The 23,706-nt window shown below is 71.0% G+C and carries 23 protein-coding genes and 1 pseudogene; 10 read left to right on the top strand and 14 right to left on the bottom strand.

All coding sequences use genetic code 11. The features are described 5' to 3' along the window. Window positions 1-103 precede the first annotated feature (103 nt). On the top strand, window positions 104-739 hold the full coding sequence (locus ACVHNB_RS04675) for an ATP-binding protein (protein WP_428952688.1): 636 nt from the start codon (window positions 104-106) through the stop codon (window positions 737-739). A gap of 168 nt (window positions 740-907) precedes the next feature. On the opposite strand, the gene ACVHNB_RS04670 is transcribed toward ACVHNB_RS04675, so the two are convergent. Beyond that, window positions 908-1,663, bottom strand: coding sequence for a SigE family RNA polymerase sigma factor (locus ACVHNB_RS04670; RefSeq protein ID WP_456227468.1), 756 nt, complete (start codon window positions 1,661-1,663; stop codon window positions 908-910). Window positions 1,664-1,857: 194 nt separating this feature from the next. Between ACVHNB_RS04670 and afsQ1 the strand changes: the two genes are divergently transcribed. The 5 genes from afsQ1 to ACVHNB_RS04645 all read left to right on the top strand — a co-directional run bounded on the left by afsQ1 (window position 1,858) and on the right by ACVHNB_RS04645 (window position 5,607). Next, entirely contained in the window at window positions 1,858-2,535 is a 678-nt protein-coding gene (gene afsQ1, locus ACVHNB_RS04665; RefSeq protein WP_161300939.1) for a two-component system response regulator AfsQ1, read from the top strand. Then, entirely contained in the window at window positions 2,532-4,109 is a 1,578-nt protein-coding gene (locus ACVHNB_RS04660; protein ID WP_428952690.1) for an ATP-binding protein, read from the top strand. The genes afsQ1 and ACVHNB_RS04660 overlap by 4 nt, the downstream gene beginning before the upstream one ends. Beyond that, the gene (locus ACVHNB_RS04655; protein ID WP_456227467.1) at window positions 4,106-4,708 is read left to right on the top strand and encodes a hypothetical protein; all 603 of its coding nucleotides are present in this window, start codon (window positions 4,106-4,108) and stop codon (window positions 4,706-4,708) included. The genes ACVHNB_RS04660 and ACVHNB_RS04655 overlap by 4 nt, the downstream gene beginning before the upstream one ends. A 76-nt stretch (window positions 4,709-4,784) precedes the next feature. Beyond that, window positions 4,785-5,327, top strand: coding sequence for a VanZ family protein (locus tag ACVHNB_RS04650; RefSeq protein ID WP_428952691.1), 543 nt, complete (start codon window positions 4,785-4,787; stop codon window positions 5,325-5,327). 79 nt (window positions 5,328-5,406) lie between these two features. Continuing rightward, window positions 5,407-5,607 carry a PspC domain-containing protein gene (locus ACVHNB_RS04645; RefSeq protein ID WP_428952692.1) on the top strand — a complete coding sequence of 67 codons (201 nt, stop codon included), beginning with the start codon at window positions 5,407-5,409 and terminating at the stop codon, window positions 5,605-5,607. 90 nt (window positions 5,608-5,697) lie between these two features. Here the strand turns inward: ACVHNB_RS04645 and ACVHNB_RS04640 are convergent, their stop codons facing one another. Both ACVHNB_RS04640 and ACVHNB_RS04635 read right to left on the bottom strand, forming a co-directional pair. Then, window positions 5,698-6,039 carry an ATP-binding protein gene (locus ACVHNB_RS04640; RefSeq protein WP_428952693.1) on the bottom strand — a complete coding sequence of 114 codons (342 nt, stop codon included), beginning with the start codon at window positions 6,037-6,039 and terminating at the stop codon, window positions 5,698-5,700. A 210-nt stretch (window positions 6,040-6,249) separates the two neighbouring features. Continuing rightward, window positions 6,250-7,383, bottom strand: coding sequence for an adenosine deaminase (locus tag ACVHNB_RS04635; RefSeq protein WP_428952694.1), 1,134 nt, complete (start codon window positions 7,381-7,383; stop codon window positions 6,250-6,252). A gap of 113 nt (window positions 7,384-7,496) precedes the next feature. Here ACVHNB_RS04635 and ACVHNB_RS04630 point away from each other — a divergent pair, with 113 nt between their 5' ends. Continuing rightward, window positions 7,497-8,252, top strand: a complete 756-nt coding sequence (locus tag ACVHNB_RS04630) for an alpha/beta hydrolase family protein (RefSeq protein WP_428952695.1) — start codon at window positions 7,497-7,499, stop codon at window positions 8,250-8,252. Between the two features lie 9 nt (window positions 8,253-8,261). On the opposite strand, the gene ACVHNB_RS04625 is transcribed toward ACVHNB_RS04630, so the two are convergent. Then, complete coding sequence (locus ACVHNB_RS04625; RefSeq protein WP_428952696.1) at window positions 8,262-9,242, bottom strand: LysR family transcriptional regulator; 981 nt, start codon at window positions 9,240-9,242, stop codon at window positions 8,262-8,264. A gap of 62 nt (window positions 9,243-9,304) precedes the next feature. On the opposite strand from ACVHNB_RS04625, the gene ACVHNB_RS04620 reads away from it, so the two are divergent. Together ACVHNB_RS04620 and ACVHNB_RS04615 are read left to right on the top strand one after the other, a co-directional pair. Next, window positions 9,305-10,600, top strand: a complete 1,296-nt coding sequence (locus tag ACVHNB_RS04620; RefSeq protein WP_428952697.1) for an MFS transporter — start codon at window positions 9,305-9,307, stop codon at window positions 10,598-10,600. 197 nt (window positions 10,601-10,797) lie between these two features. After that, window positions 10,798-11,775 carry a sigma-70 family RNA polymerase sigma factor gene (locus ACVHNB_RS04615; protein WP_428952698.1) on the top strand — a complete coding sequence of 326 codons (978 nt, stop codon included), beginning with the start codon at window positions 10,798-10,800 and terminating at the stop codon, window positions 11,773-11,775. Here the strand turns inward: ACVHNB_RS04615 and ACVHNB_RS04610 are convergent. Then, window positions 11,686-12,048, bottom strand: coding sequence for an STAS domain-containing protein (locus ACVHNB_RS04610; RefSeq protein ID WP_428957568.1), 363 nt, complete (start codon window positions 12,046-12,048; stop codon window positions 11,686-11,688). The two genes, ACVHNB_RS04615 and ACVHNB_RS04610, sit on opposite strands and share 90 nt — an antisense overlap. 154 nt (window positions 12,049-12,202) lie before the next feature. On the opposite strand from ACVHNB_RS04610, the gene ACVHNB_RS04605 reads away from it, so the two are divergent. Further along, window positions 12,203-13,129 carry an AEC family transporter gene (locus ACVHNB_RS04605; RefSeq protein ID WP_428952699.1) on the top strand — a complete coding sequence of 309 codons (927 nt, stop codon included), beginning with the start codon at window positions 12,203-12,205 and terminating at the stop codon, window positions 13,127-13,129. A 2-nt stretch (window positions 13,130-13,131) separates the two neighbouring features. Here the strand turns inward: ACVHNB_RS04605 and ACVHNB_RS04600 are convergent. The 9 genes and pseudogenes from ACVHNB_RS04600 to ACVHNB_RS04560 all read right to left on the bottom strand — a co-directional run bounded on the left by ACVHNB_RS04600 (window position 13,132) and on the right by ACVHNB_RS04560 (window position 23,515). Then, window positions 13,132-13,595: pseudogene (locus tag ACVHNB_RS04600) on the bottom strand (Uma2 family endonuclease). A 95-nt stretch (window positions 13,596-13,690) separates the two neighbouring features. Next, complete coding sequence (locus tag ACVHNB_RS04595; RefSeq protein ID WP_428952700.1) at window positions 13,691-14,968, bottom strand: thymidine phosphorylase; 1,278 nt, start codon at window positions 14,966-14,968, stop codon at window positions 13,691-13,693. 162 nt (window positions 14,969-15,130) lie between these two features. After that, window positions 15,131-15,472, bottom strand: coding sequence for a cytidine deaminase (locus ACVHNB_RS04590; RefSeq protein ID WP_456228838.1), 342 nt, complete (start codon window positions 15,470-15,472; stop codon window positions 15,131-15,133). A 44-nt stretch (window positions 15,473-15,516) separates the two neighbouring features. Continuing rightward, window positions 15,517-16,776 (bottom strand): ABC transporter permease, encoded by a 1,260-nt coding sequence (locus ACVHNB_RS04585; RefSeq protein ID WP_428952702.1) that lies wholly within the window; start codon window positions 16,774-16,776, stop codon window positions 15,517-15,519. Continuing rightward, window positions 16,776-17,915, bottom strand: a complete 1,140-nt coding sequence (locus tag ACVHNB_RS04580) for an ABC transporter permease (protein WP_428952703.1) — start codon at window positions 17,913-17,915, stop codon at window positions 16,776-16,778. Before ACVHNB_RS04580 ends, ACVHNB_RS04585 begins: the two co-directional genes overlap by 1 nt. A gap of 2 nt (window positions 17,916-17,917) precedes the next feature. Next, window positions 17,918-19,474 (bottom strand): ABC transporter ATP-binding protein, encoded by a 1,557-nt coding sequence (locus ACVHNB_RS04575; protein WP_428957569.1) that lies wholly within the window; start codon window positions 19,472-19,474, stop codon window positions 17,918-17,920. A gap of 228 nt (window positions 19,475-19,702) precedes the next feature. After that, the gene (locus ACVHNB_RS04570) at window positions 19,703-20,746 is read right to left on the bottom strand and encodes a BMP family lipoprotein (RefSeq protein WP_428952704.1); all 1,044 of its coding nucleotides are present in this window, start codon (window positions 20,744-20,746) and stop codon (window positions 19,703-19,705) included. 264 nt (window positions 20,747-21,010) lie between these two features. Further along, on the bottom strand, window positions 21,011-22,063 hold the full coding sequence (locus ACVHNB_RS04565) for a BMP family lipoprotein (protein ID WP_428952705.1): 1,053 nt from the start codon (window positions 22,061-22,063) through the stop codon (window positions 21,011-21,013). Between the two features lie 192 nt (window positions 22,064-22,255). Further along, window positions 22,256-23,515 (bottom strand): M20 family metallopeptidase, encoded by a 1,260-nt coding sequence (locus tag ACVHNB_RS04560; RefSeq protein ID WP_456227466.1) that lies wholly within the window; start codon window positions 23,513-23,515, stop codon window positions 22,256-22,258. Window positions 23,516-23,706 lie beyond the last annotated feature (191 nt).

Here is a 23,706-nt window from a genome sequence, read left to right as displayed (position 1 = left end):
ATCGGGTAACGACAGAACCACACAGCGTAGTTGACGTGGTGCGCGCCACAACGTCACCACGCGGGGTCGGCGTCGCGGCGTCCATGCCGCACACTGGTCTCTCGTGAGTTCGCATCCTCCGATACCGACCCGGGTCGTCCTGCTGACAGGGCCCTCCGGCTCCGGGAAATCGTCGTTCGCCGCCCGCTCCGGGCTTCCCGTGCTGTGCCTCGACGACTTCTACAAGGAGGCCGACGACCCGACCCTGCCGCTGGTGCCGGGGAGTTCGGACATCGACTGGGACTCACCGGTGTCCTGGGACGCGGACGCGGCGTGCGCCGCGATCGTCGCGCTGTGCGAGCAGGGGCGTACCAACGTCCCGGTCTACGACATCTCCATCAGCGCACGGGTGGGCGAGGAGGCGCTCGACATCGAGCGCACGCCCCTGTTCATCGCGGAGGGCATCTTCGCGGCGGACATCGTGGAGCGCTGCCGGGAGCTCGGCGTGCTGGCCGACGCGCTGTGCCTGCGCGGCCGCCCCTCGACGACGTTCCGCCGCCGGCTGCTCCGCGATCTGAGGGAGGGCCGCAAGTCGGTCCCGTTCCTGCTGCGCCGCGGCTGGCGCCTGATGCGCGCGGAGCGTGCCATCGTGGCCCGCCAGGCGGCGCTCGGCGCGCACCCGTGCGGCAAGGACGAGGCACTGGGCCGCCTGGCCGCGGCCGCCGCGGGCCGCTGCGTGAAGGCGCGGGCCACGCCGTAAGGGGCGGCGCGCAGGCGCACACGACGAAGCGGGACCAGAAAGACCCCCCGGCCTCCTGGTCCCGCTCGTTCCCCCCCGCGGCGATCCCCCGTGATCCCCCCGGTTACCGCTCCCCCGTGACCACCCCGCTCCCCCGAGCAGGGCCCCCCGTTTCCCCCTCCGTAGTGCCTAGGCGACAAGCTCCCCGAAGCACTCCTCCTGGTCCCGGCCGAAGCTCAGGACCTCGTCCTCGCGCAGTCGCCGCAGCGACCGCCAGATGCTCGACTTCACCGTGCCGACGCTGATGTCGAGGATCTCCGCGATCTCGGGGTCCGTACGGCCCTCGTAGTAGCGGAGCACGAGCATCGTGCGCTGCAGTTCGGGAAGGCGGGCAAGCGCCTGCCAGAGCACCGCGCGCAGCTCCGTGCCGCGCATCGCGTCCGTGTCGCCGGCCGTCTCCGGCAGCTCCTCGGTCGGGTACTCGTTCAGCTTGCGGCGGCGCCACGCGCTGATGTGCAGATTGGTCATGGTGCGGCGCAGATAGCCCCCGACCGCCGCCTTGTCGCTGATCCGGTCCCAGGCGCGGTAGGTCGAGAACAGTGCGCTCTGCAGCAGGTCCTCGGCCTCGAACCGGTCACCGGTCAGGTGGTAGGCGGTCGCGTACAGGGAGGCGCGGCGTTCCTGGACGTAGGCCGTGAACTCGGCCTCCGACAGGGACTTACGCTGCTCCCCCGATTCCTCCCTGTACGCGGTTCCCCCGTGAGCGGCACCCTCGGGCGCCGCCTGGTGCGCGTCAACCACCGTCATGTACGCGGCGTGCTGACGCCCGGTGCCGCGAGCGCACCCCCGCCCGCTCACGGCACCGGACTTCTCGGACCGGACCGTGACGACGTCGTGCAGACGCGTGACAACTGCGCTTGAGGTGGTGCTGTGCAGCGTGTTCATCTCGCGCCCCCCGTCGTGGAGTCCGGTGTTCCGTGTGGTCGTTCCTTGCGATGTCCAAAAGCTTGCCCGGGGGACTTCATGACGGTGTCCGTCGACTGTCACAGGCCTGTCACAGCGGCTTCGGCTGTGCGGGTCGCGTGTGGGAGCGCTCCGGCGGTCGAACTAAAGGCCTCTGATGGGCCAGAATGGCGCTTGTGCCTTCCCTGTTGCTGATCGAGGACGACGACGCCATCCGCACGGCACTGGAGCTGTCTCTGACGCGCCAGGGTCACCGGGTGGCCACCGCTGCCACCGGCGAGGACGGTCTGAAGCTGCTGCGCGAGCAACGGCCGGATCTGATCGTCCTCGATGTGATGCTGCCCGGCATCGACGGGTTCGAGGTGTGCCGCCGCATCCGGCGCACGGACCAGCTGCCGATCATCCTGCTCACCGCGCGCAGCGACGACATCGACGTGGTCGTGGGGCTGGAGTCCGGCGCCGACGACTACGTGGTCAAGCCGGTGCAGGGCCGGGTCCTCGACGCCCGGATCCGTGCCGTGCTGCGCCGCGGCGAGCGCGAGGCCAACGACGCGGCGTCGTTCGGCTCCCTGGTCATCGACCGCGCCGCGATGACCGTCACCAAGAACGGCGAGGACCTCCAACTGACGCCCACCGAGCTGCGGTTGCTCCTGGAGCTGAGCCGCCGGCCCGGACAGGCCCTGTCCCGGCAGCAGCTGCTGCGCCTGGTGTGGGAGCACGACTACCTCGGTGACTCGCGGCTCGTCGACGCCTGCGTACAGCGGCTGCGCGCGAAGGTGGAGGACGTGCCGTCGTCACCGACGCTGATCCGTACCGTGCGCGGCGTGGGCTACCGGCTGGACTCTCCTCAGTGACCAAACCGCACGACAAGCTCCGTGGCTGGGCCGCGGCCAAGAAGGCGATACTGGCGGGCCTGCGCTTCACCAGCCTGCGGCTGCGTCTCGTCGTGGTGTTCGCGCTCGTCGCCCTGACGGCCGCGGTGTCCGCGTCCGGGATCGCGTACTGGCTCAACCGCGAGGCCGTGCTGACCCGGACCCAGGACTCGACCCTCAGCGACTTCCAGCAGGAGATGCAGAACCGGGCGGCCGTACTGCCCGAGCACCCCACGCAGGGCGAGCTCCAGCACGCGGCGAACCTGATGGCCGACAGCAGCCAGCACTTCAGCGTGCTGCTCATCGGCACGGACGAGAACGGCCGCAAGGTCGTGGGCAATTCCGATCTCGACGCCTTCACGGTCGCCGACGTACCGCGGTCGCTGCAGGACGCGGTGAACCGGAAGCAGCCGGTCAACGACAACAACAAGCACCCGTACCACCTGTACTGGCAGCGCACCACGCAGGACGACACACCGTTCCTGGTGGGCGGCGCGAAGGTGGACGGCGGGCCGACCGGCTACATGCTGAAGTCGCTGGAGCCGGAGGCCAAGGACCTCAACTCGCTGGCCTGGTCGCTGGGCATCGCCACCGGGCTGGCACTGATCGGCTCGGCGCTGCTCGCGCAGGCCGCCGCGACGACCGTGCTCAAGCCGGTGCACCGGCTCGGCGTGGCCGCCCGCCGGCTCGGCGAGGGCAAGCTCGACACCCGGCTGCGGGTCTCCGGCACCGACGAGCTGGCCGAGCTGTCGCGGACGTTCAACAAGACCGCCGAGAACCTGGAGAAGCAGGTCGCCGACATGAGTGCGCGCGACGAGGCCTCGCGCCGGTTCGTCGCCGACATGTCGCACGAACTCCGTACGCCGCTGACCGCGATCACCGCGGTCACCGAGGTGCTGGAGGAGGAACTCGACGCCGAGACCGGGTCGGTCGACCCCATGATCGAGCCCGCGGTCCGGCTCGTGGTCAGCGAGACCCGGCGGCTGAACGACCTAGTGGAGAACCTCATGGAGGTCACCCGCTTCGACGCGGGCACCGCCCGGCTCGTCGTCGACACGGTCGACATCGCCGACCAGATCACCGCGTGCATCGACGCCCGCGCCTGGCTGGACGCCGTCGAGCTCGACGCCGAGCGCGGCAACATGGTGCGTCTCGACCCGCGCCGCCTCGACGTGATCCTCGCCAACCTGATCGGCAACGCCCTCAAGCACGGCGGTTCCCCGGTGCGGGTCTCGGTGCGGACGGAGGGCGAGGAGCTGGTCATCGCCGTACGCGACCACGGGCCCGGCATCCCCGAGGACGTCCTGCCGCACGTCTTCGACCGGTTCTACAAGGCCAGCGCCTCGCGGCCGCGGTCGGAGGGCAGCGGCCTGGGGCTGTCCATCGCCCTGGAGAACGCGCATGTGCACGGCGGCGAGATCACCGCCGCCAACTCCCCCGAGGGCGGCGCCGTGTTCACCCTGCGGCTGCCGGTCGACGCCTCGCCGCTGACCCGGAACGCCGACGACGAGGCCAAGGACCCCGAGGACCCCCAGGAAGGCGGTGTCGTCAAGTGAGGCCTCGTACAAGGCTGTCGGTACTGCTCGGACTCGCGGCCGTGCTGCTGACCGGCTGCGGGATCCGTTCCACGGAGGTGCCCACCGACTTCGGGCCCGCGCCCACGCGGGTGGGCTGCTCCCTGTCCGGCTCGAACGACGTGGCGGCGCGCGCGGCAGGCGAGTTCGCCGTGCAGGTCTTCCTCGTCTGCACGTCGCAGCTGGTGACGGTCGACCGGACCGTCACCCTGGAGCGCGACCAGAACTCCGACCGGGTCGGCGTCGCCCAGGAGCTCCTCGGGCAGCTGGCCAAGCCGCTCACCGCGGAGGAGAAGGAAGCCGGATACAGCACGGACGTCGGCCGCGGCACGAAGGTCTCGGGCCCGCTCAAGGGCGACCCGGTCGACGCGCTGCGCCTGAACACCCCGCCGGACGACCTGTCCCCGTACGCCTTGGCGCAGGTGGTCTGCACGTTCGCGAACAGCAAGGTCGCGGCGGACGACGGCGGGCACGTGGTGCTCGGCGGCCCCGGCGACGATCCGCTGCGCAGCTACGAGTGCTCGGACGCGGTCAAGGCCCGGCCCGGTATCGCGCCCGCCCCCGCCGAGACGGTGAGCTAGCCGGCGCCGACGGCGTGACCCACGTCATCGTCGGCCCCCCGGAACCGATCGTCCCGCCACCGGCGTCTAGGGGGTCGTGCAGCGCCACAGCTCGGGCGGCCACGGGGCCGCCATCCGCTTCCGTACGGCAGGGCTCGTTCTCCTCGCCGTGCACCTCTTCCTCGTCGCGTGGGTCACCCTGCGTCCCCTCGACGTGCCCTGGGTCAGTGCGCCGAACCTGCATCCCCTGGCCGGTATCCGGGCCGACCTGGCGCTCGGCTGGCAGGAGGGCGCCGCGCGCATCGGCGAGGGGCTGGTCCTGCTCGCCCCGCTCGGTGTGCTGCTGCCCCTCGCGGGCGGCCGCCTGGACGTGTCCGTGTGCGGTTCGCTGCTGCGCACGGTCGCGGCGGGCGCGCTGATCTCGCTCGGCATCGAACTGCTGCAGACCGGGGTGCCCGGGCAGGTCGTGGACGTCGACTCGCTGCTGCTGAACACCGTGGGCGTGGCCTTCGCCCATCTCGCCGTGGTGCCCGCGCTGCGGGCCCGGCTCCGCCGCAGGGCCGAGGCCGCCCCCCTCCCCCGGCAGGAGCCGTCTCAGGGTCCTACCCCGACGATTACCAGGGTCGGCATCGCCCCGTGAGCTGACGCTTCGCCCGCTGTGCGGCCGTACCTTCGAATACGTAAGCACCACACGGCGAAGGTTCGCGAAGGAGCCCACCATGACCGCCCTTACCCGCCCCACCGACGGACGGATGATCGGCGGAGTGTGCGCAGCGCTGGCACGGCGCTTCGGCACCTCCGCGACCACGATGCGCGTGATCTTCCTGCTGTCGTGCCTGCTGCCCGGCCCGCAGTTCCTGCTCTACATCGCGCTGTGGGTGCTGTTCCCGAGTGAGAACAAGGCCCGCCAGGCCTGGTGACCCGGGCGCCGGTACAAAAGACCCGGAAGCCGGTACGGAAAAAGGGGCGCACCCGCGAATCGCGGGTGCGCCCCTTCGTCGTGCTCGGGGTCAGCCGAGGGCCGGCAGGCCGCCGCCGACGGGCAGGCCCTGGGTGGGCAGGCCGCCGAGCAGCCCGGAGACCGGGTCACCACCGTCGGTGGCCTTCTCGACGACGGGCTTGGCGGCGGTCAGGCCGCTGCCCAGAGCGTTCTGCGCGGCGCTCACGGCCTCGGGGCCGCCGGCGGGCAGCGCGCTCGCCGCCTGCTCGACGGGCAGGCCCGAGGTCACGGAGCCGAGGGCTCCCGCGGCGTCCGGCACGGCCGGGGCGGCGTTCGCGGCACCGGCACCGGCGGCGGCGAAGGCGACACCGAGAGCGGCAACACCGAGGGTCTTGGCAGCAGACTGCTTCATGGGGTCCTTTGTTCCTTGTTCCTGGGGGATGCGGTTCCGTGCCCGGCAAACACGCCGCATCCCTCAGGAGTTACTGCCGACCCTCGCCCACCCCGTCCGGACCGGCCTCGGCCCGGAGGACTGAACCGCAGGTCAGAAGGGCATGGCGGCCCCGATGGAGGCCGGACGGCGATCCTCCGATCACCGTCAACCCCATGTTGACCGCAGCCTCTAACGGAAGAGCCACTCGGAGCGCAGCTCGGCATAGCGCGGCTTGACGACGTCGTTGATCATCGCCAGGCGCTCGTCGAACGGGACGAAGGCCGACTTCAGCGCGTTCACGGTGAACCACTCGAAGTCCGTCAGCGTGTAGCCGAACGCGTCGGCCAGGTGCTCGAACTCGCGGCTCATCGACGTACCGGACATGAGGCGGTTGTCCGTGTTGACGGTGACCCTGAACCGCAGCTTGCGCAGCAGCCCGATGGGGTGCTCGGCGTACGAACTGGCCGCTCCCGTCTGCAGGTTGGAGGTCGGGCACATCTCCAGCGGGATGCGCTTGTCGCGCACGTAGCTCGCGAGGCGGCCGAGCTTCACGGTGCCGTCGTCGGCGACCTGGATGTCGTCGATGATGCGCACGCCGTGGCCGAGGCGGTCGGCGCCGCACCACTGCAGGGCCTGCCAGATGGAGGGGAGCCCGAAGGCCTCGCCGGCGTGGATCGTGAAGTGGTTGTTCTCGCGCTTGAGGTACTCGAACGCGTCGAGGTGGCGGGTGGGCGGGAAGCCCGCCTCGGCGCCCGCGATGTCGAAGCCGACGACGCCGAGGTCCCGGTAGCGGTTGGCGAGTTCGGCGATCTCCAGGGCGCGGGCGGCGTGCCGCATCGCCGTGAGGAGGGCGCCCACGCGGATGCGGTGGCCGTTCTCCTTCGCGCGGCGCTCGCCCTCGCGGAAGCCGTCGTTGACCGCCTCGACGACCTCTTCGAGAGTGAGGCCCCGCTCCAGGTGCTGCTCGGGCGCGTAGCGGATCTCGGCGTAGACGACGCCGTCCTCGGCGAGGTCCTCGGCGCACTCGGCGGCGACCCGGAAGAGGGCCTCCTTGGTCTGCATGACGGCGCAGGTGTGGGCGAACGTCTCCAAGTACCGCTCCAGGGAACCGGAGTCGGCCGCTTCGCGGAACCAGAGGCCGAGCTTGTCGGCGTCGGTCTCCGGCAGGTTGTCGTAGCCCTGCTCGCGGGCCAGGTCGACGACGGTGCCGGGGCGCAGGCCGCCGTCGAGGTGGTCGTGCAGGAGCACCTTGGGCGCGCGGCGGATCTGGTCCGCGGTCGGAGCCTGGGGGCTGTCGGGGTGCGCGGTGGTCTGGCTCGTCATTTCGGCACTCTAACTCCTACGCGCGTAGATCTCGCCCGGAAGTGATCTGTCGATACGCAACGGTGACCCTGCGGACGGGTGGCGTACACCAGCGCTTCTGACACTGTTCTGTCATGCAGCAGGAAGCGACGCCGGCCCGTGAGGCCAGGCTCGGCAAGGCGGTCGGGCCCGTGCCCGGGGCGGTCGGTGGCGTGGTGCTGCTGCTGCCCGCGGGCGAGGAGACGTCCGTGCGCAGACCCTCGCCGCTCGCGGCCGTGGCCCTGCGGCCGCTCGCCCGCGGCCTCGCGCGGGCGGGCCGGGACGAGGGCCTGGTCACGCATGTCGTGCACTACCGCTACCGCGGATGGAACGGGGCCCAGGCCGAGGCGGCGCGGGACGCCGAGTGGGCCGCGGACGAGGTGGTGCGCCGCTACGGCGACGTGCCGATCTGTCTCGCCGGGATCGACATGGGCGGCCGCGCGGCACTGCACGCGGCCGGCCACACGGCCGTCAACTCCGTTCTCGCCCTTGCCCCTTGGCTGCCCGAGGACGACGTCGCCTCGCCCCCCGAACCGGTGAAACAGCTCGCGGGGCGACGGGTGCTGCTCGTGCACGGCACCGACGACCGGCGCACCGACCCGGAGTTGTCGTTCCGGCTCGCCGGGCGCGCGAAGAAGGCGAACCGCGACGTGTGCCGCTTCGAGGTGCACTCCGACGGGCACCGCCTGTCGCAGCACCGCGCCGAAGTCACCGCGCTGGCCGTCGACTTCATGCTGGGCACGCTGTTCGGCCGCCCGTTCTCGCGCCCACTGCAGGACGCCCTCGCGGCGCCGCCGCCGATCGGTCTGCGGATGCCGCTGGCGTCGGGGTTCGGACAGTCGCTCCGGTAGGCCGGGGGGTCACAGCCCCGCGTGCTCCGGCAGCAGTCGCCCGCGCCGCGACAGCAGGAACTTCTTGAACGCCGCCACGGGAGGGGTGTCCGGGTGTCCGTCCAGCCAGGCCACGCCGATCTCGCGGACGGCGCGCTGTCCGGTGACCGTCAGCTCCACGACTCCCGGGCGCGGCACGGCCGGTGGCGGCAGCAGGGCGACGCCGAGGCCCGCCGCGACGAGGCCGCGCAGCGTCTCCGCCTCCTCGCCCTCGAAGGCGATCCGGGGCGTGAAGCCCGCCTCCGCGCACAGGTCGTCGGCGATGCGGCGCAGCCCGTAGCCGGGTTCGAGCGTCACGAAGACCTCGTCGGCCGCCTCGGCGAGCCGGATCCGCTTGCGGGACGCCAGCCGGTGGTCCTCGGGGACGACCAGCCGGAGCCGCTGCTCGTCGAGGCGCCGGGCCACCAGGTCGGGCGCGTCCGGCACGGGCGAGGTGAGGCACAGGTCGAGCTCGCCGGCGCGCAGCCGCTCCAGCATCGCCTCGCCGTAGTTCTGGACGAGGCTGAAGCGGATGCGGGGGTGGTCGGCGCGGAAGGCGCGGATCAGGCCGGGGACGGTCTCCGTGCCCATGGTGTGCAGAAAGCCGAAGGCGACCTTGCCGGACTCCGGGTCGGCGTCGGCGCGTACGGACTCGGCGGCCTTCTCCACCTCGCCGAGCGCCCGCTCCACCGAGGCGAGGAAGGTGCGGCCCGCGGGGGTGAGGGAGACGGTGCGGCCGTGGCGGGCGAACAGGTCGACGCCCAGGTCGTGTTCGAGCCGGACCATGGCGCGCGACAGCGTCGACTGCGGCACCGACATCTCCTGGGCGGCGCGGGTGACGTGCTCGGTGCGGGCGACCCCGGCGAAGTAGGCGAGCCGTGGGGCGAGCAGCCGCACGATCTCGTCGCTCGGCCTGTCTTGTGTGTCACTGTTCCGCACCAGTGGCGAGCGTGACCTGTGCTGATGCTCCATGGGAACGATTATGGGGCGTTCATGCATTGGACGCATGAATCATGGAGTCCTACGTTCTTCGTATGCCTGCCAGTAGCCGGGCGGCCGCCTCCACCGACGCGGTCGCCGTCCCCCGTTCCGTCGACGACGTGGCCGATACGCGCATGAGCCCGGGCGGGCCCGGTTACCGCCGTATGAGCTTCGCCCTGTTCCTCGCCGGTGTCGCCACCTTCGCCCTCCTCTACTCGACGCAGGCCCTGCTCCCCCTCGTCTCCGCCGGCTTCGGCGCGAGCGCGAGCGCGGCGAGCTGGACGGTCTCCGGGGCGACCGGCGCGCTCGCGCTGTGCGTGCTGCCGCTGAGCGCCCTGTCCGAGCGGTTCGGGCGGCGCACGGTGATGACCGCCTCGCTGACCGTGGCCGTCACGGTCGGTCTGCTCGTCCCCTTCGCGCCGAACCTCGGTGTCCTGATCGCGCTGCGCGTCCTGCAGGGCGCGGCCCTCGCCGGTCTGCCCGCCTCCGCGATGGCGTACCTGGCGGAGGAAGTGCGGCCGAAGGCGCTGGTCACGGCGATCGGCCTGTTCGTCGCGGGCAACTCGATCGGCGGCATGAGCGGCCGGGTCATCGGCGGCTGGATCGCGCAGGAGTGGGGCTGGCGGGCGGCCGTCGGCACGATCGGCGTGCTCGCCGTCGTCTGCGCCCTCGCCTTCCGGCTGCTGCTGCCGGCGCCGCGCCACTTCACGCCGGGCTCGCTGCGGCCCCGGGCCCTGGCCCGCACGGTCGGCAGCCACCTCGCCAATCCGCTGCTGCGCCGCCTGTACCTGATCGGCGCGCTGTTCATGATGGTGTTCGGCGCGGTCTACACGGTGATCGGCTACCGGCTCACCGCGGCGCCGTTCTCCCTGCCGCAGGGCATCGTCGGCTCGATCTTCCTGGTGTACCTCGTCGGTACGGTCTCGTCGGCGGCGGCCGGCAAGCTGGTCGCGCGGCTCGGCCGGCGGGGCACGCTCTACCTGGGCGCCGGCACGACGGCCGCGGGCCTGCTGCTCGCGCTCGTCCCGAACATCCTCGTCGTCCTGCTCGGCCTCGTGCTGATCACGGCGGGCTTCTTCGCGGGGCACGCGACGGCCTCCTCGTCGGTCAGCCACACCGCCACGCACGGCCGGGCGCAGGCGTCCGCGCTGTACCAGTCCGCCTACTACATCGGGTCGAGCGTCGGCTCGGCGGTCGGCGCCGTGGCCTTCCACGCGGCGGGCTGGGGCGGCACGGTCGGCCTCGGTCTCGTCGCCGTGTTCGGCGTGGTCTCGCTGACGGTGTGGGGCACCTACGCGGCCCGCGCGCAGCGGCACCGGACGGCCGCGACGGCGGTCGCCGCGCACTGACAGCTGACAGCTGACAGCTGACAGCTGACAGCGACAGCGACAGCGACAGCGACAGCACTGATATCGGCACACCCGTCCCGTTCGTTTCCACATCGGCCCCTGGACCTGCGGTTTTCCCTGGTCCGGGGGCCGTTGTCAGTGGGCTGCGGTAGCTTGCGAAGTGCTGGGACTCACAGCGGCGATGGGGGCGTTGGACCATGAGCGACACTGCGACGAAGGCCGGACTCGAAGACCTGGAGAAACACCGGGTCGAGCTGACCGGGTACTGCTATCGGATGCTGGGCTCGGCGTTCGAGGCCGAGGACGCCGTGCAGGACACGATGGTGCGGGCCTGGCGCAGCTTCGACAAGTTCGAGGGCCGCTCCAGCCTGCGCTCCTGGCTCTACCGCATCGCGACGAACGTGTGCCTGGACCTGCTGACCGCGGGGAACAAGCGGGCCCGTCCGATGGACCTGACGGCCGCGGCCCCGCTCGCCCAAGCCGCGTTGAACCCGCGCCCCGACCATGTGTGGCTGGAGCCGATGCCGGACGCCCGCGTACTGCCGACGCTCCATGACCCGGCGGAGGCGGCGGTGGCGCGGGAGTCGGTGCGCCTGGCCTTCGTCGCCGCCCTGCAGCAGCTGCCCGCCAAGCAGCGGGCGGTGCTGATCCTCCGTGAGGTCCTCGCGTGGAAGGCCAGTGAGGTCGCCGAGCTGCTCGGCACGTCGGTGGCGTCGGTGAACAGCGCGCTGCAGCGGGCCCGGGCGACGCTCGCGGACGCGCCGCCCGCCGACTCGGCGACGGCGGACCCCCTCGACGAGGAGCAGCAGAAGCTCCTGGAGCGCTATGTCGCGGCCTTCGAGGGCTATGACATGAAGGCGCTGACCGAGCTGCTCGCCGAGGACGCCGTCATGACGATGCCGCCGTTCGACCTGTGGCTGCGGGGCACGCCGGACATCACCGGATTCATGACGACGATGGGCGCGTCATGTGCGGACTCCCGGCTCCTGCCGGTGGTGTCGAACGGGACGCCGGCGTTCGCCCACTACAAGCCGGACCCGGACAACGGCGGGTTCACGCCCTGGGCGATCCAGGTCCTGGAGATCTCAGAGGGGCGGATCGCGGGCTTCCACTGCTTCCTGGACACGAAGCGGTGGTTCCCGCTGTTCGGCGTCCCGGACCACCTCGACGCCTGAGTCGTCCGCGCCCAGCGCACCGGCCAGTCCGGCGAGCTGGATGAGCAGGGCGAGCTTCGGGGACGGATCGCGCAGCCGGATCCGGCCCCCGGCCCGGCGGGCCGCGAGCTGCATCCGGGCGAGCGCGTCGACGGTGGCGAGATCGGTGGTCGTGACCCCGGCGACATCACAGATCACGGTCGCTCCGCCGGGCGGCCCGTGGGCCTCGGCGGCGGCGCGGACGCGGTCGCACCACTGGGGTGCGTCGCCGGGGCGGATCGGCCCGGCGACCATCACGACAGGAGGAGACGAGGAAGCAGCCACGTAGAGGGGGACCGGGCGGCCGACGGGAACTCATCGGTGCCGTCCGGATGCGGGGCGTGTGCTCGATCACGTTGATAACGATCAAGGTTGACCTGCGGTTCGGTCCCGGCCGAGGCTGGAGTACGTGCAGGGGGTACTCAACGGGTTCGCGGTCATCGCGATCGTCATCGCGGTCGGCTACGTCATCGGCCGCCGCGGCTACCTCGGCGACGGCGGCCGCGAGGTGCTCACCAAGCTGGCCTTCCATGTGGCCACCCCCGCGCTCCTGTTCACGATGCTCGCCAAGGCCGACCTGTCCCTGATCCTGTCGCCGAGCCTGCTGGTCACCGCGCTGTCCACGGTGGCCATGGCGGGCGTCTTCGTGACGGTGGCCGTCGTGCGCCGCTGGGGAGTCGGCCGCACCACGATCGGCGCGCTGTGCTCCTCGTACGTGAACGCGGGGAACCTCGGCATCCCGATCGCGGTGTACGTCCTCGGCGATGCCTCGCTGGTGGCGCCGGTGCTGCTGTTCCAGCAGATCGTCGTGACGCCGGTCGCGCTGACGATCCTCGATCTGGCGGAGGCGTCCGGGACCCGGCAGACGTGGCCGCAGCGGCTGCTGACCCCGTTCCGCAATCCGATCGCGATCGGCGCGCTCTCCGGGGTGCTGGTGTCGGCGACGGGCTGGACCGTCCCGTCCCCCGTCTTCGATCCCCTGGAACTGATCGGGAACATGTCGGTGCCGGCGATCCTGATCGCGTTCGGCATCTCCCTGTGCGGGAGTTCCTGGCCCGGCGGACGCGGTGCCGACCGGGTGCCGGTGCTGCTGTCGACGGCCCTGAAGGCGGTGGGCCAGCCGGTGGCGGCCTGGGCGCTGGCGTCGTACGTCTTCGGCCTGACCGGGGCCCGGCTGCTGGACGTCGTGGTGACCTCGGCCCTCCCCGCGGCCCAGAACCTGTTCACGTACGCGAGCCGGTACCGGGTGGGCGAGCGCCTGGCCCGGGAGTCGATCCTGCTGTCGACGATGGCTTCGGTGCCGGTGCTGGTGGTCGTGGCGGCGTTGCTCGGGTGACGTCAGTCCCGGAGGGGGAGCACGTTCGTGTCGAGGGTGACGTCGAAGGGCGCGGGCAGCGTCAGCTCCTCGCCGTACTCCACGGAAGCGAGCACTCGGTTGGTGCCGTTGGCGGGCTCCCCGTAGAGGGTCGCCGTCGGGCGCCCTGAGTGCCAGGGCTCCAGCAGCAGGGAGAGGGGCACGCCCGCCTTCGCGTAGCCGTGCGCCTTCTTCACCCGGCGTCGGCCGCGACCAGACCCAGCGTCTGGTAGGTCCCACAGTCCTTGGGACCTGCTGGCCAGAGAATCTCGGTGACCAGTTCAGCGGCGTCGTTGTGCTCTTCGGAAGGCGGCGGTGCCAAGGTGACGATCCCCGCGATGATCTCCACCTTGCAGCCCTCGGGGGCGTCCGTCTCCTCCCAGAGGCGGACGGTCGCGTCCCAGTCCGAGCCGGCGGACGGCCCGGGCCCGACGGCGAGTGCGCTCATGGCGGTGATCCTCTCGCTCGTCACCGGGTCCAGCATGCCGAACGGGACCGGTGGCAGTCCACCGATCCCCTTCACCCGAACGAGGAAATGCCAGGTCAGGCGATACGTTCCAGCACGATCGGGCCCGCCGTGAAGTCCGTGCCGGCAGGCGCGATGTCGTAGGCGCCGGTCAGCGCCTCCAGCGCGTAGTCGAACCGCTCGGGCGTGTCCGTGTGCAACGTCATCAGGGTCTGGCCCGCGAAGACCGAGTCGCCGGGCTTGGCGTGCAGTTCGACGCCGGCGGCGGCCTGCACCGGGTCCTCCTTGCGGGAGCGGCCCGCGCCCAGGCGCCAGGCGGCGAGGCCGACGCCCATCGCGTCGAGGCGGGTCAGCACCCCGGACTCCGGCGCCGTGACGGCGTGCGTCTCGCGGGCCGTGGGCAGCGCCGCGTCCGGATCGCCGCCCTGCGCCGCGATCATCCGGCGCCACGCGTCCATCGCCGAGCCGTCGGCGAGGGCCTTCGCGGGGTCGGCGTGGTGCAGGCCCGCCGCGTCGAGCATCTCGCGGGCCAGGGCGAGGGTCAGCTCGACGACGTCGGCGGGGCCGCCGCCCGCCAGCACCTCGACGGATTCCCGGACCTCGAGCGCATTGCCCGCCGTCAGGCCCAGCGGGGTGTTCATGTCCGTCACCAGCGCGACGGTCGGCAGTCCGTGGTCCGCGCCCAACCCCACCATCGTGCGGGCGAGTTCACGCGCCTGGTCCAGCTCCCGCATGAAGGCACCGGTGCCCACCTTCACGTCCAGGACCAGGGAACCCGTCCCCTCCGCGATCTTCTTCGACATGATCGAGGAGGCGATCAGCGGGATGCAGTCGACGGTGGCCGTGACGTCGCGCAGCGCGTAGAGCTTCTTGTCGGCGGGGGCGAGACCGCTGCCGGGCGCGCAGATGACCGCGCCGACGTCCTCCAGCGTGCGCATCATCTCGTCGTTGGAGATGCTCGCGCGCCAGCCCGGGATCGACTCCAGCTTGTCGAGCGTGCCGCCGGTGTGGCCGAGGCCCCGGCCCGACAGCTGTGGCACCGCGGCGCCGCAGGCCGCGACGAGCGGGGCGAGCGGCAGCGTGATCTTGTCGCCGACGCCGCCCGTGGAGTGCTTGTCGGCGGCGGGCCGGGCCAGCACCGAGAAGTCCATCCGCTCACCGGAGTTGATCATCGCGGCCGTCCACCGGGCGATCTCCGCGCGGTCCATCCCGTTCAGGAAGATCGCCATGGCCAGCGCCGACATCTGCTCGTCGGCGACCTCGCCGCGGGTGTACGCGTCGACGACCCAGTCGATCTGCGCGTCGGTGAGACGGCCCCGGTCCCGCTTCGTACGGATGACGGAGATGACGTCCATGGCATTCCTTCCAGCTCCGGCTTGCGTGCGCCCGTTGACTCTACGCGCATAGATGCCGGACGTGAAGGCGTCCGGGTGATCCGGCGGCGGCCACCGGTCCGACACGGCCGAGGGCCGTTCCTCCCCGGGGAGGAACGGCCCTCGAGTCATCTGCGGAACAGGTCAGTTCACATGCTCCGGCCCGAACGCGTCGGGCAGCATCTCCCCCAGCGTCCGCACCCCCGACGGCGTCTCCAGGAGCAGTTCCCGGCCCCCGAACTCGTACAGGAGCTGACGGCACCGCCCGCACGGCATCAGGATCTCGCCCTTGCCGTCCACGCACGTGAAGTGGGTCAGGCGGCCGCCGCCGCCGGCCTGCAGCTGCGAGACCAGGCCGCACTCGGCGCACAGGCCGAGTCCGTACGAGGCGTTCTCGACATTGCAGCCGGTGACGGTACGGCCGTCGTCGACGAGGGCCGCGGCCCCGACCGGGAAGCCCGAATAGGGGGCGTACGCACGGGACATGGCCTCGCGCGCGGCCGCGCGCAGGCCCTCCCAGTCGGCGTCGGTCACGTGCCCTGCCCCTTCCGGTACGGCTGCCCGTCCGCCTTCGGCATGCGCAGGCGCTGGGCCGAGAGGGCGAGGACGATCATCGTCAGCACGTACGGCATGGCCGTGGCGACCTGGCTCGGGACCGAGTCGGTGGAGGCGTACCAGAAGAAGAGGAGGACGGAGACGGCGAGCGTGACGACGCCGCCGACGTACTTCTTCTTCCAGATCAGCCAGGCCACGGCGAGCAGCGCGAGGATCGCGACCAGCAGGAGCAGCGCGTGGGTGTTCTCGGTGCCGCCGCGGACCTTGAGGGTGTCGCTGTACCCGAACAGGCCGGCGCCCAGGGCGAGTCCGCCCGGCATCCAGTTGCCGAAGATCATCGCGGCGAGGCCGATGTAGCCGCGTCCGCCGGTCTGGCCCTCCAGGTAGTAGTTGGAGGAGACCATCGAGAGGAAGGCACCGCCGAGGCCGGCCAGACCGCCCGAGATGATCACGGCGATGTACTTGTACTTGTAGACGTTGACGCCGAGGGACTCGGCCGCGACCGGGTTCTCGCCGCAGGAGCGCAGCCGCAGACCGAAGCTGGTGCGCCACAGCACCCACCACGAGAACGGCACGAGCACGACCGCGATCAGGGTCAGCCAGGACACGCCCGTCATGACGCCGCCGAGCAGTCCGGCGATGTCGGAGATCAGGAAGTAGCCCTGCTTGTTGAGGTCGGAGAGCGCGTCCGCGAGGCCGGGGACGGTGAACTCGCCGAGGTTCGGGACCGCCGGGGACTGGCGGGAGGTGGCGCCCTCCATGCCGTCGTACATCAGGACGGAGAGGTAGCGCGTGGCGCCCAGGGCCAGGATGTTGATGGCCACGCCGGAGACGATGTGGTTGACGTTGAAGGTGACGGTGCAGACGGCGTGCACCAGGCCGCCGATCGCGCCGCCGATCAGGGCCGCGAGCACCCCGACCCAGGGGCCCCACTGGTAACCGGCCCAGGCACCGAACCAGGTGCCGAGGATCAGCATGCCCTCGAGGCCGATGTTGACCACGCCGGCCCGCTCGGCCCACAGGCCGCCGAGACCGGCCAGGCCGATCGGGACGGCGAGCCGCAGGGCGGTGGACATCTGGCTGACCGAGGTCAGGCCGTTCGCGTCGGTGATCAGGCGGACCGCGGAGACCAGACAGAGCAGTCCGGCGACGGCCAGGAGCAGGACGGGGAGGCTGAGCTTGCGCCGGGCCGCGGGGGCGGCGGCCGGCTTGTCGAGAACGGGAGCCGTACTCATCAGGCGGCCACCTCCTGCTTCTTCTCGGTGGGGTCGGTGGTGCCGAGGACGTGGCCCGCGGCGAGTTCGGCGCCGACGCGCTGCTGCTGGCGGCGGGTGCCCCAGACGCGCACGGACTCGTAGGAGACGACCACGGCGATCACGATCAGGCCCTGCATGATCGTGGCGATCTCGGAGCTGTAGCCCTGGAGGTCGAGCGGGTCGGCCGCGTTGAAGAGCCAGGACAGCAGGAGCGAGGCGAGCGCCATGCCCGCCGGGCTGTTGCGGCCGAGCAGCGCCACCGTGATGGCGTTGAAGCCGAGCGAGGCCGGGAAGGAGTCGGAGAAGGTGTGCGTGGAGCCGAGCAGGGTCGGCAGACCCGCCATGCCGGCGATGGCGCCGGACAGGAGCATCGCGGTGAGCACCATCTTCTTGGCGGAGACACCGGACGCGGCGGCCGCGGTCTCGGAGGCGCCGGAGGCGCGCAGGTCGAAGCCGAAGCGGGTGCGGTTGAGCATCACCCAGTAGACGACGCCGAGGACGACGGCGACGACCACGAAGCCGTAGATCGTGCCCACCTGGTCGCCCATGTCGATGCCGGGGAACCAGCCGGCCTTGTCCATCTCGCCGGTGGTGCGGTTGTTGCCGACGGCGACGCCGAAGGCGTCCTCCAGGGTCAGGTACGAGATGACCGACGCCGCGATCGAGTTGAGCATGATCGTGGAGACGACCTCGCTGACGCCGCGGGTCACCTTGAGCAGACCGGCGATGCCGGACCAGATCGCACCGGCCAGGGCGGCCGAGAGGATGAGGATCGGGATCTGGAGGAAGGCCGGGAACGCGATGTGCGCGCCGACGATCGCGGCGACGCAGGCGGCGAGCCGGTACTGGCCCTCGACACCGATGTTGAAGAGGTTCATGCGGAAGCCGACGGCGACCGCGAGCGCGCCGATGTAGAGGCCGGCCGCGTCATTGATGATCAGCACCTGGACGTCGGAGAACGTCGCCTGCTCGAACATGATGGAGAACGGCTCGACCGGGTTCTCGCCGGAGGCGAGCAGCACGATCGAGGTCAGTCCGAAGGCCACGACCAGGGCGATGACCGGTCCGGCCGCCGCGAGAAGGACCCGCTCGGAATCCCAGCGCTTGAGGATGTTCATGGTCAGGCACCGTCTTCCGTGTGCTCCAGGTGGCCCGAGGCGGCACCGGTCATGGCGGATCCCAGCTCTTCCGGGGTGATGGCGGCCGGGTCGGCGTCGGCGACCAGGCGGCCGTCGTAGATGACCCGGAGGGTGTCGGAGAGTCCGATCAGCTCGTCGAGGTCGGCCGAGATGAGCAGCACGGCCAGGCCCTCGCGGCGGGCCTCGCGGATCTGGTCCCAGATCTGCGCCTGCGCGCCGACGTCCACACCGCGGGTGGGGTGGGCGGCGATCAGGAACTTCGGGCTGTGCGACATCTCGCGGCCGACGATCAGCTTCTGCTGGTTGCCGCCGGACAGGGACGCGGCGGTGACGTCGATGCCGGGGGTGCGGACGTCGTACTCCTTGACGATCCGCTCGGTGTCGGCCTGCGCGGCCTTCGGGTCGAGCCAGAAGCCCCTGCTGTTCGGCTTCTCGGTGACGTGGCCGAGGATGCGGTTCTCCCACAGCGGGGCGTCGAGGAGCAGGCCGTGGCGGTGGCGGTCCTCGGGGATGTAGCCGACGCCGCCCTCGCGGCGTCTGCGGGTCGCGAGGCCGGTGATGTCCTCGCCGAGCATCCTGATCGCGCCGCTGTCCGCGTGCTCCAGGCCGATCAGGGCCTCGATCAGCTCGGTCTGGCCGTTGCCCTCGACGCCCGCGAGGCCCAGGACCTCACCGGCGTGGATGGTGAAGGTGATGCCGTCGAGGAGCGGCTTGCCGCCCCCGGGGGCGGCGAGCCGCAGGTCCTCGACCTCGATCACCGGACGGTCGGTGACCGTGGACTCGGCGGTCTCGGGCGTCGGCAGTTCGCTGCCGACCATCAGCTCGGCCAGCTGCTTCGAGGTCGTCTCCGCGGGTACGGCGGTGCCGACGGTGGTGCCGCGCCGGATGACGGTGATCTCGTCGGCGACGGACAGGACCTCGCCGAGCTTGTGCGAGATGAAGATGACGGCCAGGCCCTCGGCCTTGAGTCCCCGCAGGTTGTCGAAGAGCGCGTCGACCTCCTGCGGGACGAGCACGGCGGTCGGCTCGTCCAGGATCAGGGTGGTGGCGCCGCGGTACAGGACCTTGAGGATCTCCACCCGCTGGCGGTCGGCGACACCGAGGTCCTCGACCAGCACGTCCGGGCGGACACCGAGCCCGTACCGCTCGGATATCTCGAGGATCTTGCGGCGGGCCCTGCCGCCGATCCCGTACAGCTTCTCGCTGCCGAGGACGACGTTCTCCAGGACCGTGAGGTTGTCCGCGAGCATGAAGTGCTGGTGGACCATGCCGATGCCGCGGGCGATCGCGTCGGCGGGCGAGGAGTAGGAGACCTGCTCCCCGTGGATGGTGATGGTGCCCTCGTCCGGCTTCTGCATGCCGTAGAGGATCTTCATCAGCGTGGACTTGCCTGCCCCGTTCTCGCCGACCAGGGCGTGCACGGTGCCCTTGCGGACGGTGAGGCAGATGTCGTGGTTGGCGACGACGCCCGGGAACCGCTTGGTGATGCCTGTGAGTTCTACGGCGACGGCGGTCGGCGGGGAGCTTGACGTGGCGATGGCGCACTCTCCTGGGAAGGGGGGCCGCCTACACGCGTAGCGCCCCAACAGCGATGTGCGAGAAGTGAGTTCGAGTCCCAGCAGGATCCCACGGACGTGTTACGGGGAAGAAGCGTCCCTCGGTGGGAAAAACGTCCCCGCACCCGGTTCCCGACCGGTCGGCCCGGACCGCGTCGCACGCGCGGTCCGGGCGTCTCCGTCGCCTCTACGGCGTCACGGCTCGCGGTCCTACTTGGCGGCGACCTTGATGGTGCCGTCCACGATCCCCGCCTCGGCCTTCTTCAGCGCGGCCTGGAGCTTGCTGTCGTTCTTGAACTCCGGGTTGGAGTCGGCGAGCGAGACCTCGCCGGACTTCAGGTTGCCGGTGATGACACCGGTCTCCGGCTTGCCGTCCTTGACCGACTTGGCCAGCTTGAAGATCGACTCGGCGACGCCCTTGGTGGCGGAGGTGATGATCGCCTGCTTGTACTTCGCCAGCGGCTTCTGGCTGTACTGGTCGGAGTCGACACCGATCGCGTACTTCTTCGCGGTGGCGGCGGCCTCGATGACGCCCTGGCCGGAGAGGCCGGCGGCGTGGTAGACGACGTCGGCGCCGTCCTCCAGCTGCTTCTCGGCGGCGGCCTTGCCCAGGTCCGGCGAGGCGAAGCCCTTGGCCGGGTCCTCGTCGAGGAACTGGACGTCGACCTTGACGTTCTTCTTGGTGTCCTTGACGCCCTGCTCGAAGCCGGCGCGGAACTTGTTGATCAGCGCGTTGTCCACACCGCCGACGAAGCCGACGTGGTCGGTCTTGGTCTTCAGGGCGGCGGTGACGCCGGCGAGGTAGGAGACCTCGTTCTCCTGGAAGACCAGGTCCGCGACGTTCTTGGCGTCGACCGTCGCGTCGTCGACGATGCCGAAGGTGGTGTCCGGGTACTTGGCCGCGGCTTCCTTCACGGCGGGCGCGTAGGCGTAGCCGATGCCGACGACCGGGTTGTAGCCGGCCTTCGCCAGCTGCACCAGGCGCTGGGTCTTGTCGTCGTCGGACTCGCCGTCCTTCGGCTCCTGGTCCGCGACCTCGTAGCCGAACTCGGACTTGGCCTTCTGCAGGCCCTCGTAGGCGGCGTCGTTGAAGGACTGGTCGCCCTTGCCGCCGACGTCGTAGGCGATGGCGAGGCCCTTGTCCTTGCCGCCGTCGGACTGCTTGTCCGACGAGGTCCCGCCACAGGCGGCGAGTGCGAGGGCGAGAGAGGCGGTGGCGGTGCCTGCGACCGCTATGCGGGAAACCCGGCGCATGGGGAAGTGCTCCTTCGTACAAGCGCCGAAACGGAGGGGTCCGACGCTGAGTTCGCCGCAGAGTAACGCGCGTAGACAAAACATAAAACCCCTTCTGTCCATCTCGTTATCGGGGCGATGCAGGACCTTTGACACACGCTCGGGCGCCCTTCCCGAACGCAACAACGGGCGGGCCCGGAGAGGTTCCGTGCCCGCCCTTGGCGTTGTACGTATGACGTCCCCGACGGTGCGGCGACTGCGCGTCCGTGCGACGCCCGTCGGTCGCTACGGCTTCGTCGCCACCTTGATCGAGCCGTCGACGATGCCCTGCTTGGCCTTGGCGACCGCGTCGGCCAGGCCGTCGATCTTGGTGAACTCGGGGTTGGACTCGGCGGCGCCGACGCCGTCGACCTTGAGGTCGAAGGTCTGCGTGCCGGTCAGCGGCTTGTCGTCCTTGACCGACTTGGCCAGCGCGTAGACGGCGCCGCCGACCTCCTTGAGCGCGGAGGTGAGGATGTACTTCTTGTACTTGGCCAGCGACGCCTGCTTGTACTGGTCGGAGTCGACGCCGATGACCCACTTCTTCTGCTCGGCGACCGCCTTGATGACGCCCTGCCCGGAGAGACCGGCCGCGTGGTAGATCACGTCGGCGCCGTCCTCCAGCTGCTTGTCCGCGGCGGCCTCGCCGAGGTCGGGGCTGGCGAAGCCCTTGGCCGGGTCCTCGTCGAGGTACTGGACCTCGACCTCGACGCCCTTCTTGGTGTCCTTGACGCCCTGCTCGAAGCCGGCCTGGAACTTGTTGATCAGTTCGTTGTCGACACCGCCGACGAAACCGACGTGGTTGCTCTTGGTGGCCTTGGCGGCGGCGACACCGGCGAGGTACGACGACTCGTTCTCGGCGAAGACGAGGGAGGTGACGTTCTTGCCCGCGACGACCGAGTCCACGATGCCGAAGGTGGTCTTCGGGTACTTCTTCGCCGCCTTCTCCATCGCCGGGCCGTAGGCGTAGCCGATGCCGATCACCGGGTTGTAGCCGGCCTTCGCCAGCTGGACCAGGCGCTGGGCCTTGTCGTCGTCGGACTCGCCGTCCTTCGGCTCCTGGTCGGCCGTCTTGTAGCCGAACTCCTTCTGGGCCTTCTGCAGGCCCTCGTAGGCGGAGTCGTTGAACGACTGGTCACCCTTGCCGCCGACGTCGTACGCGATGGCCAGACCCAGGTCGCCCTTGCCGGACGAACCCCCCTTGTCGCTCTCACTGCTGGTGCCGCCGCAGGCGGTGGCGGCGAGCGCCAGGCCGGTGACGGCGACGGCGATACGCGTGACCCGCGATATTCGACGCATCAGGAAGTTCCCCTTCGTCCAACACGCCCTGTACGGCGCTCAGTTCGGCGCACGATAACGCGCGTAGACACGCCGAGGAACGCCCTTGGTGCCTGCCGTTACCGATTCGTGCCGCTGGTCGGTTACGCCCCGGTGAACCACTCCGGCGAAGGGGACCGAACGGGTCACCGGGGCTGACGCGGCACCGACCGGTCAGTCGCCCGGCACGACCTCGACCGCGTCCAGCAGCGCGGTGGCCGTGAAGAGCTCCACGCCCACCCGGATCGCCGACTCGTCCGCGTCGAAGTCGCCCTGGTGCAGATCGCGCGACGTGCGGTCCCCCGGGGTCTTCACGCCCAGGCGCGCCATCGCGCCGGGCACGTGCTCCAGGTACCAGGAGAAGTCCTCGCCGCCCAGGCTCTGCTGGGTGTCCTCGACGGCGTCGGGGCCGAGCCGGGAGATCATCGCGTCCCGGAGGAGGTCGGTGACCGCGGGGTCGTTGACGACGGGCGGCACGCCGCGGATGTAGTTCACGACGGGCTTGGCCCGGTACAGCTCGGCGATCTCCTGGATGGCGCCGTGCACCAGGTCGGGCGCCTGCCGCCACGCGTCGAGGTCCAGGCAGCGGACGGTGCCGGAGAGCTCGGCGTGCTGGGGGATCACGTTGCACGCGTGGCCCGCCTCGATGCGGCCCCAGGTGACGGCGAGCCCGGAGCGGGCGTCGATCCGGCGGGCGACCAGCGCCGGGACCTCGGTGGCGACCTTGGCGGCGGCCGTGACGAGGTCGGTGGTCAGGTGCGGGCGGGCGGTGTGGCCGCCGGGCCCGTCGAGGGCGACCTCCAGGCGGTCGCAGGCGGAGGTGATGGCGCCGTGCCGCAGTCCGATCCGCCCGGCGTCCACCTTCGGGTCGCAGTGCACGCCGACGATCTTGCGTACGCCGTCGAGGACGCCGCACTCGATCGCGTCGGGGGCGCCGCCGGGCAGCACTTCCTCGGCGGGCTGGAAGATCAGCCGCACGGGGCGCGGGAGCCGGCCCTGCCGGTGCAGCTCGGCGAGGACGAGGCCCGCGCCGAGCACGACCGTGGTGTGCACGTCGTGGCCGCAGGCGTGCGCGCGGTCCGGGACGGTGGACCGGTACGCGCAGCCGGCCTTGGTGTCCGGGATGGGCAGCGCGTCGATGTCGGCGCGCAGCGCGAGCATGCCGGGCCCGCCGGTCCACTCGCCCGTCTCGGTACCGATGTCACAGATGAGGCCGGTACCGATCCCGAGCACGCGCGGCGCGAGCCCGGCCTTCTCCAGGCGGGTCTTGAGTGCGACGGTGGTACGGAACTCCTGATTGCCCAGCTCGGGGTGCATGTGCAAGTCGCGTCGGAAGGCGACGAGTTCCGCACGGAGCGCTTCGGGCAGGACACCGGGGAGCGCGTCGCCGGGGACGGCTTCCCCCGGCCGGTCGGCCTCGGACTCTCGGGACATCAACTGGTTCACCCTCTGAAGGGTAGGGCGATGCACGGGCCAACTAACCCTCGATCAACAAAAGTTCAGCCAGATTGACGTAAGAAATCTGGCGCTGGTGCGCATGTCGATCGCGCGGAGGGGGTAAGACAACTCTTTCGACCTGCGGGTTCCGGCACCGGCCGCCGCTGCGTCACGGCTGGTGCCGGTGG

It is taken from the genome of Streptomyces sp. YJ-C3 (genome assembly GCF_053891275.1).
Note: the sequence above shows the minus strand (reverse complement) of the source record. Positions and strands in the feature narration are given on the sequence as shown.

What these genes read in the sequence shown, in the direction of transcription:
- ACVHNB_RS04670 (WP_456227468.1), bottom strand. Translation starts at nt 1,663, where the DNA reads ATGAACACGCTGCACAGCACCACCTCAAGCGCAGTTGTCACGCGTCTG.
- ACVHNB_RS04645 (WP_428952692.1), top strand. Translation starts at nt 5,407, where the DNA reads ATGACCGCCCTTACCCGCCCCACCGACGGACGGATGATCGGCGGAGTG.
- ACVHNB_RS04640 (WP_428952693.1), bottom strand. Translation starts at nt 6,039, where the DNA reads ATGAAGCAGTCTGCTGCCAAGACCCTCGGTGTTGCCGCTCTCGGTGTC.
- ACVHNB_RS04635 (WP_428952694.1), bottom strand. Translation starts at nt 7,383, where the DNA reads ATGACGAGCCAGACCACCGCGCACCCCGACAGCCCCCAGGCTCCGACC.
- ACVHNB_RS04630 (WP_428952695.1), top strand. Translation starts at nt 7,497, where the DNA reads ATGCAGCAGGAAGCGACGCCGGCCCGTGAGGCCAGGCTCGGCAAGGCG.
- ACVHNB_RS04625 (WP_428952696.1), bottom strand. Translation starts at nt 9,242, where the DNA reads ATGGAGCATCAGCACAGGTCACGCTCGCCACTGGTGCGGAACAGTGAC.
- ACVHNB_RS04620 (WP_428952697.1), top strand. Translation starts at nt 9,305, where the DNA reads ATGCCTGCCAGTAGCCGGGCGGCCGCCTCCACCGACGCGGTCGCCGTC.
- ACVHNB_RS04615 (WP_428952698.1), top strand. Translation starts at nt 10,798, where the DNA reads ATGAGCGACACTGCGACGAAGGCCGGACTCGAAGACCTGGAGAAACAC.
- ACVHNB_RS04610 (WP_428957568.1), bottom strand. Translation starts at nt 12,048, where the DNA reads ATGGTCGCCGGGCCGATCCGCCCCGGCGACGCACCCCAGTGGTGCGAC.
- ACVHNB_RS04595 (WP_428952700.1), bottom strand. Translation starts at nt 14,968, where the DNA reads ATGGACGTCATCTCCGTCATCCGTACGAAGCGGGACCGGGGCCGTCTC.
- ACVHNB_RS04590 (WP_456228838.1), bottom strand. Translation starts at nt 15,472, where the DNA reads ATGTCCCGTGCGTACGCCCCCTATTCGGGCTTCCCGGTCGGGGCCGCG.
- ACVHNB_RS04585 (WP_428952702.1), bottom strand. Translation starts at nt 16,776, where the DNA reads ATGAGTACGGCTCCCGTTCTCGACAAGCCGGCCGCCGCCCCCGCGGCC.
- ACVHNB_RS04580 (WP_428952703.1), bottom strand. Translation starts at nt 17,915, where the DNA reads ATGAACATCCTCAAGCGCTGGGATTCCGAGCGGGTCCTTCTCGCGGCG.
- ACVHNB_RS04570 (WP_428952704.1), bottom strand. Translation starts at nt 20,746, where the DNA reads ATGCGCCGGGTTTCCCGCATAGCGGTCGCAGGCACCGCCACCGCCTCT.
- ACVHNB_RS04565 (WP_428952705.1), bottom strand. Translation starts at nt 22,063, where the DNA reads ATGCGTCGAATATCGCGGGTCACGCGTATCGCCGTCGCCGTCACCGGC.
- ACVHNB_RS04560 (WP_456227466.1), bottom strand. Translation starts at nt 23,515, where the DNA reads ATGTCCCGAGAGTCCGAGGCCGACCGGCCGGGGGAAGCCGTCCCCGGC.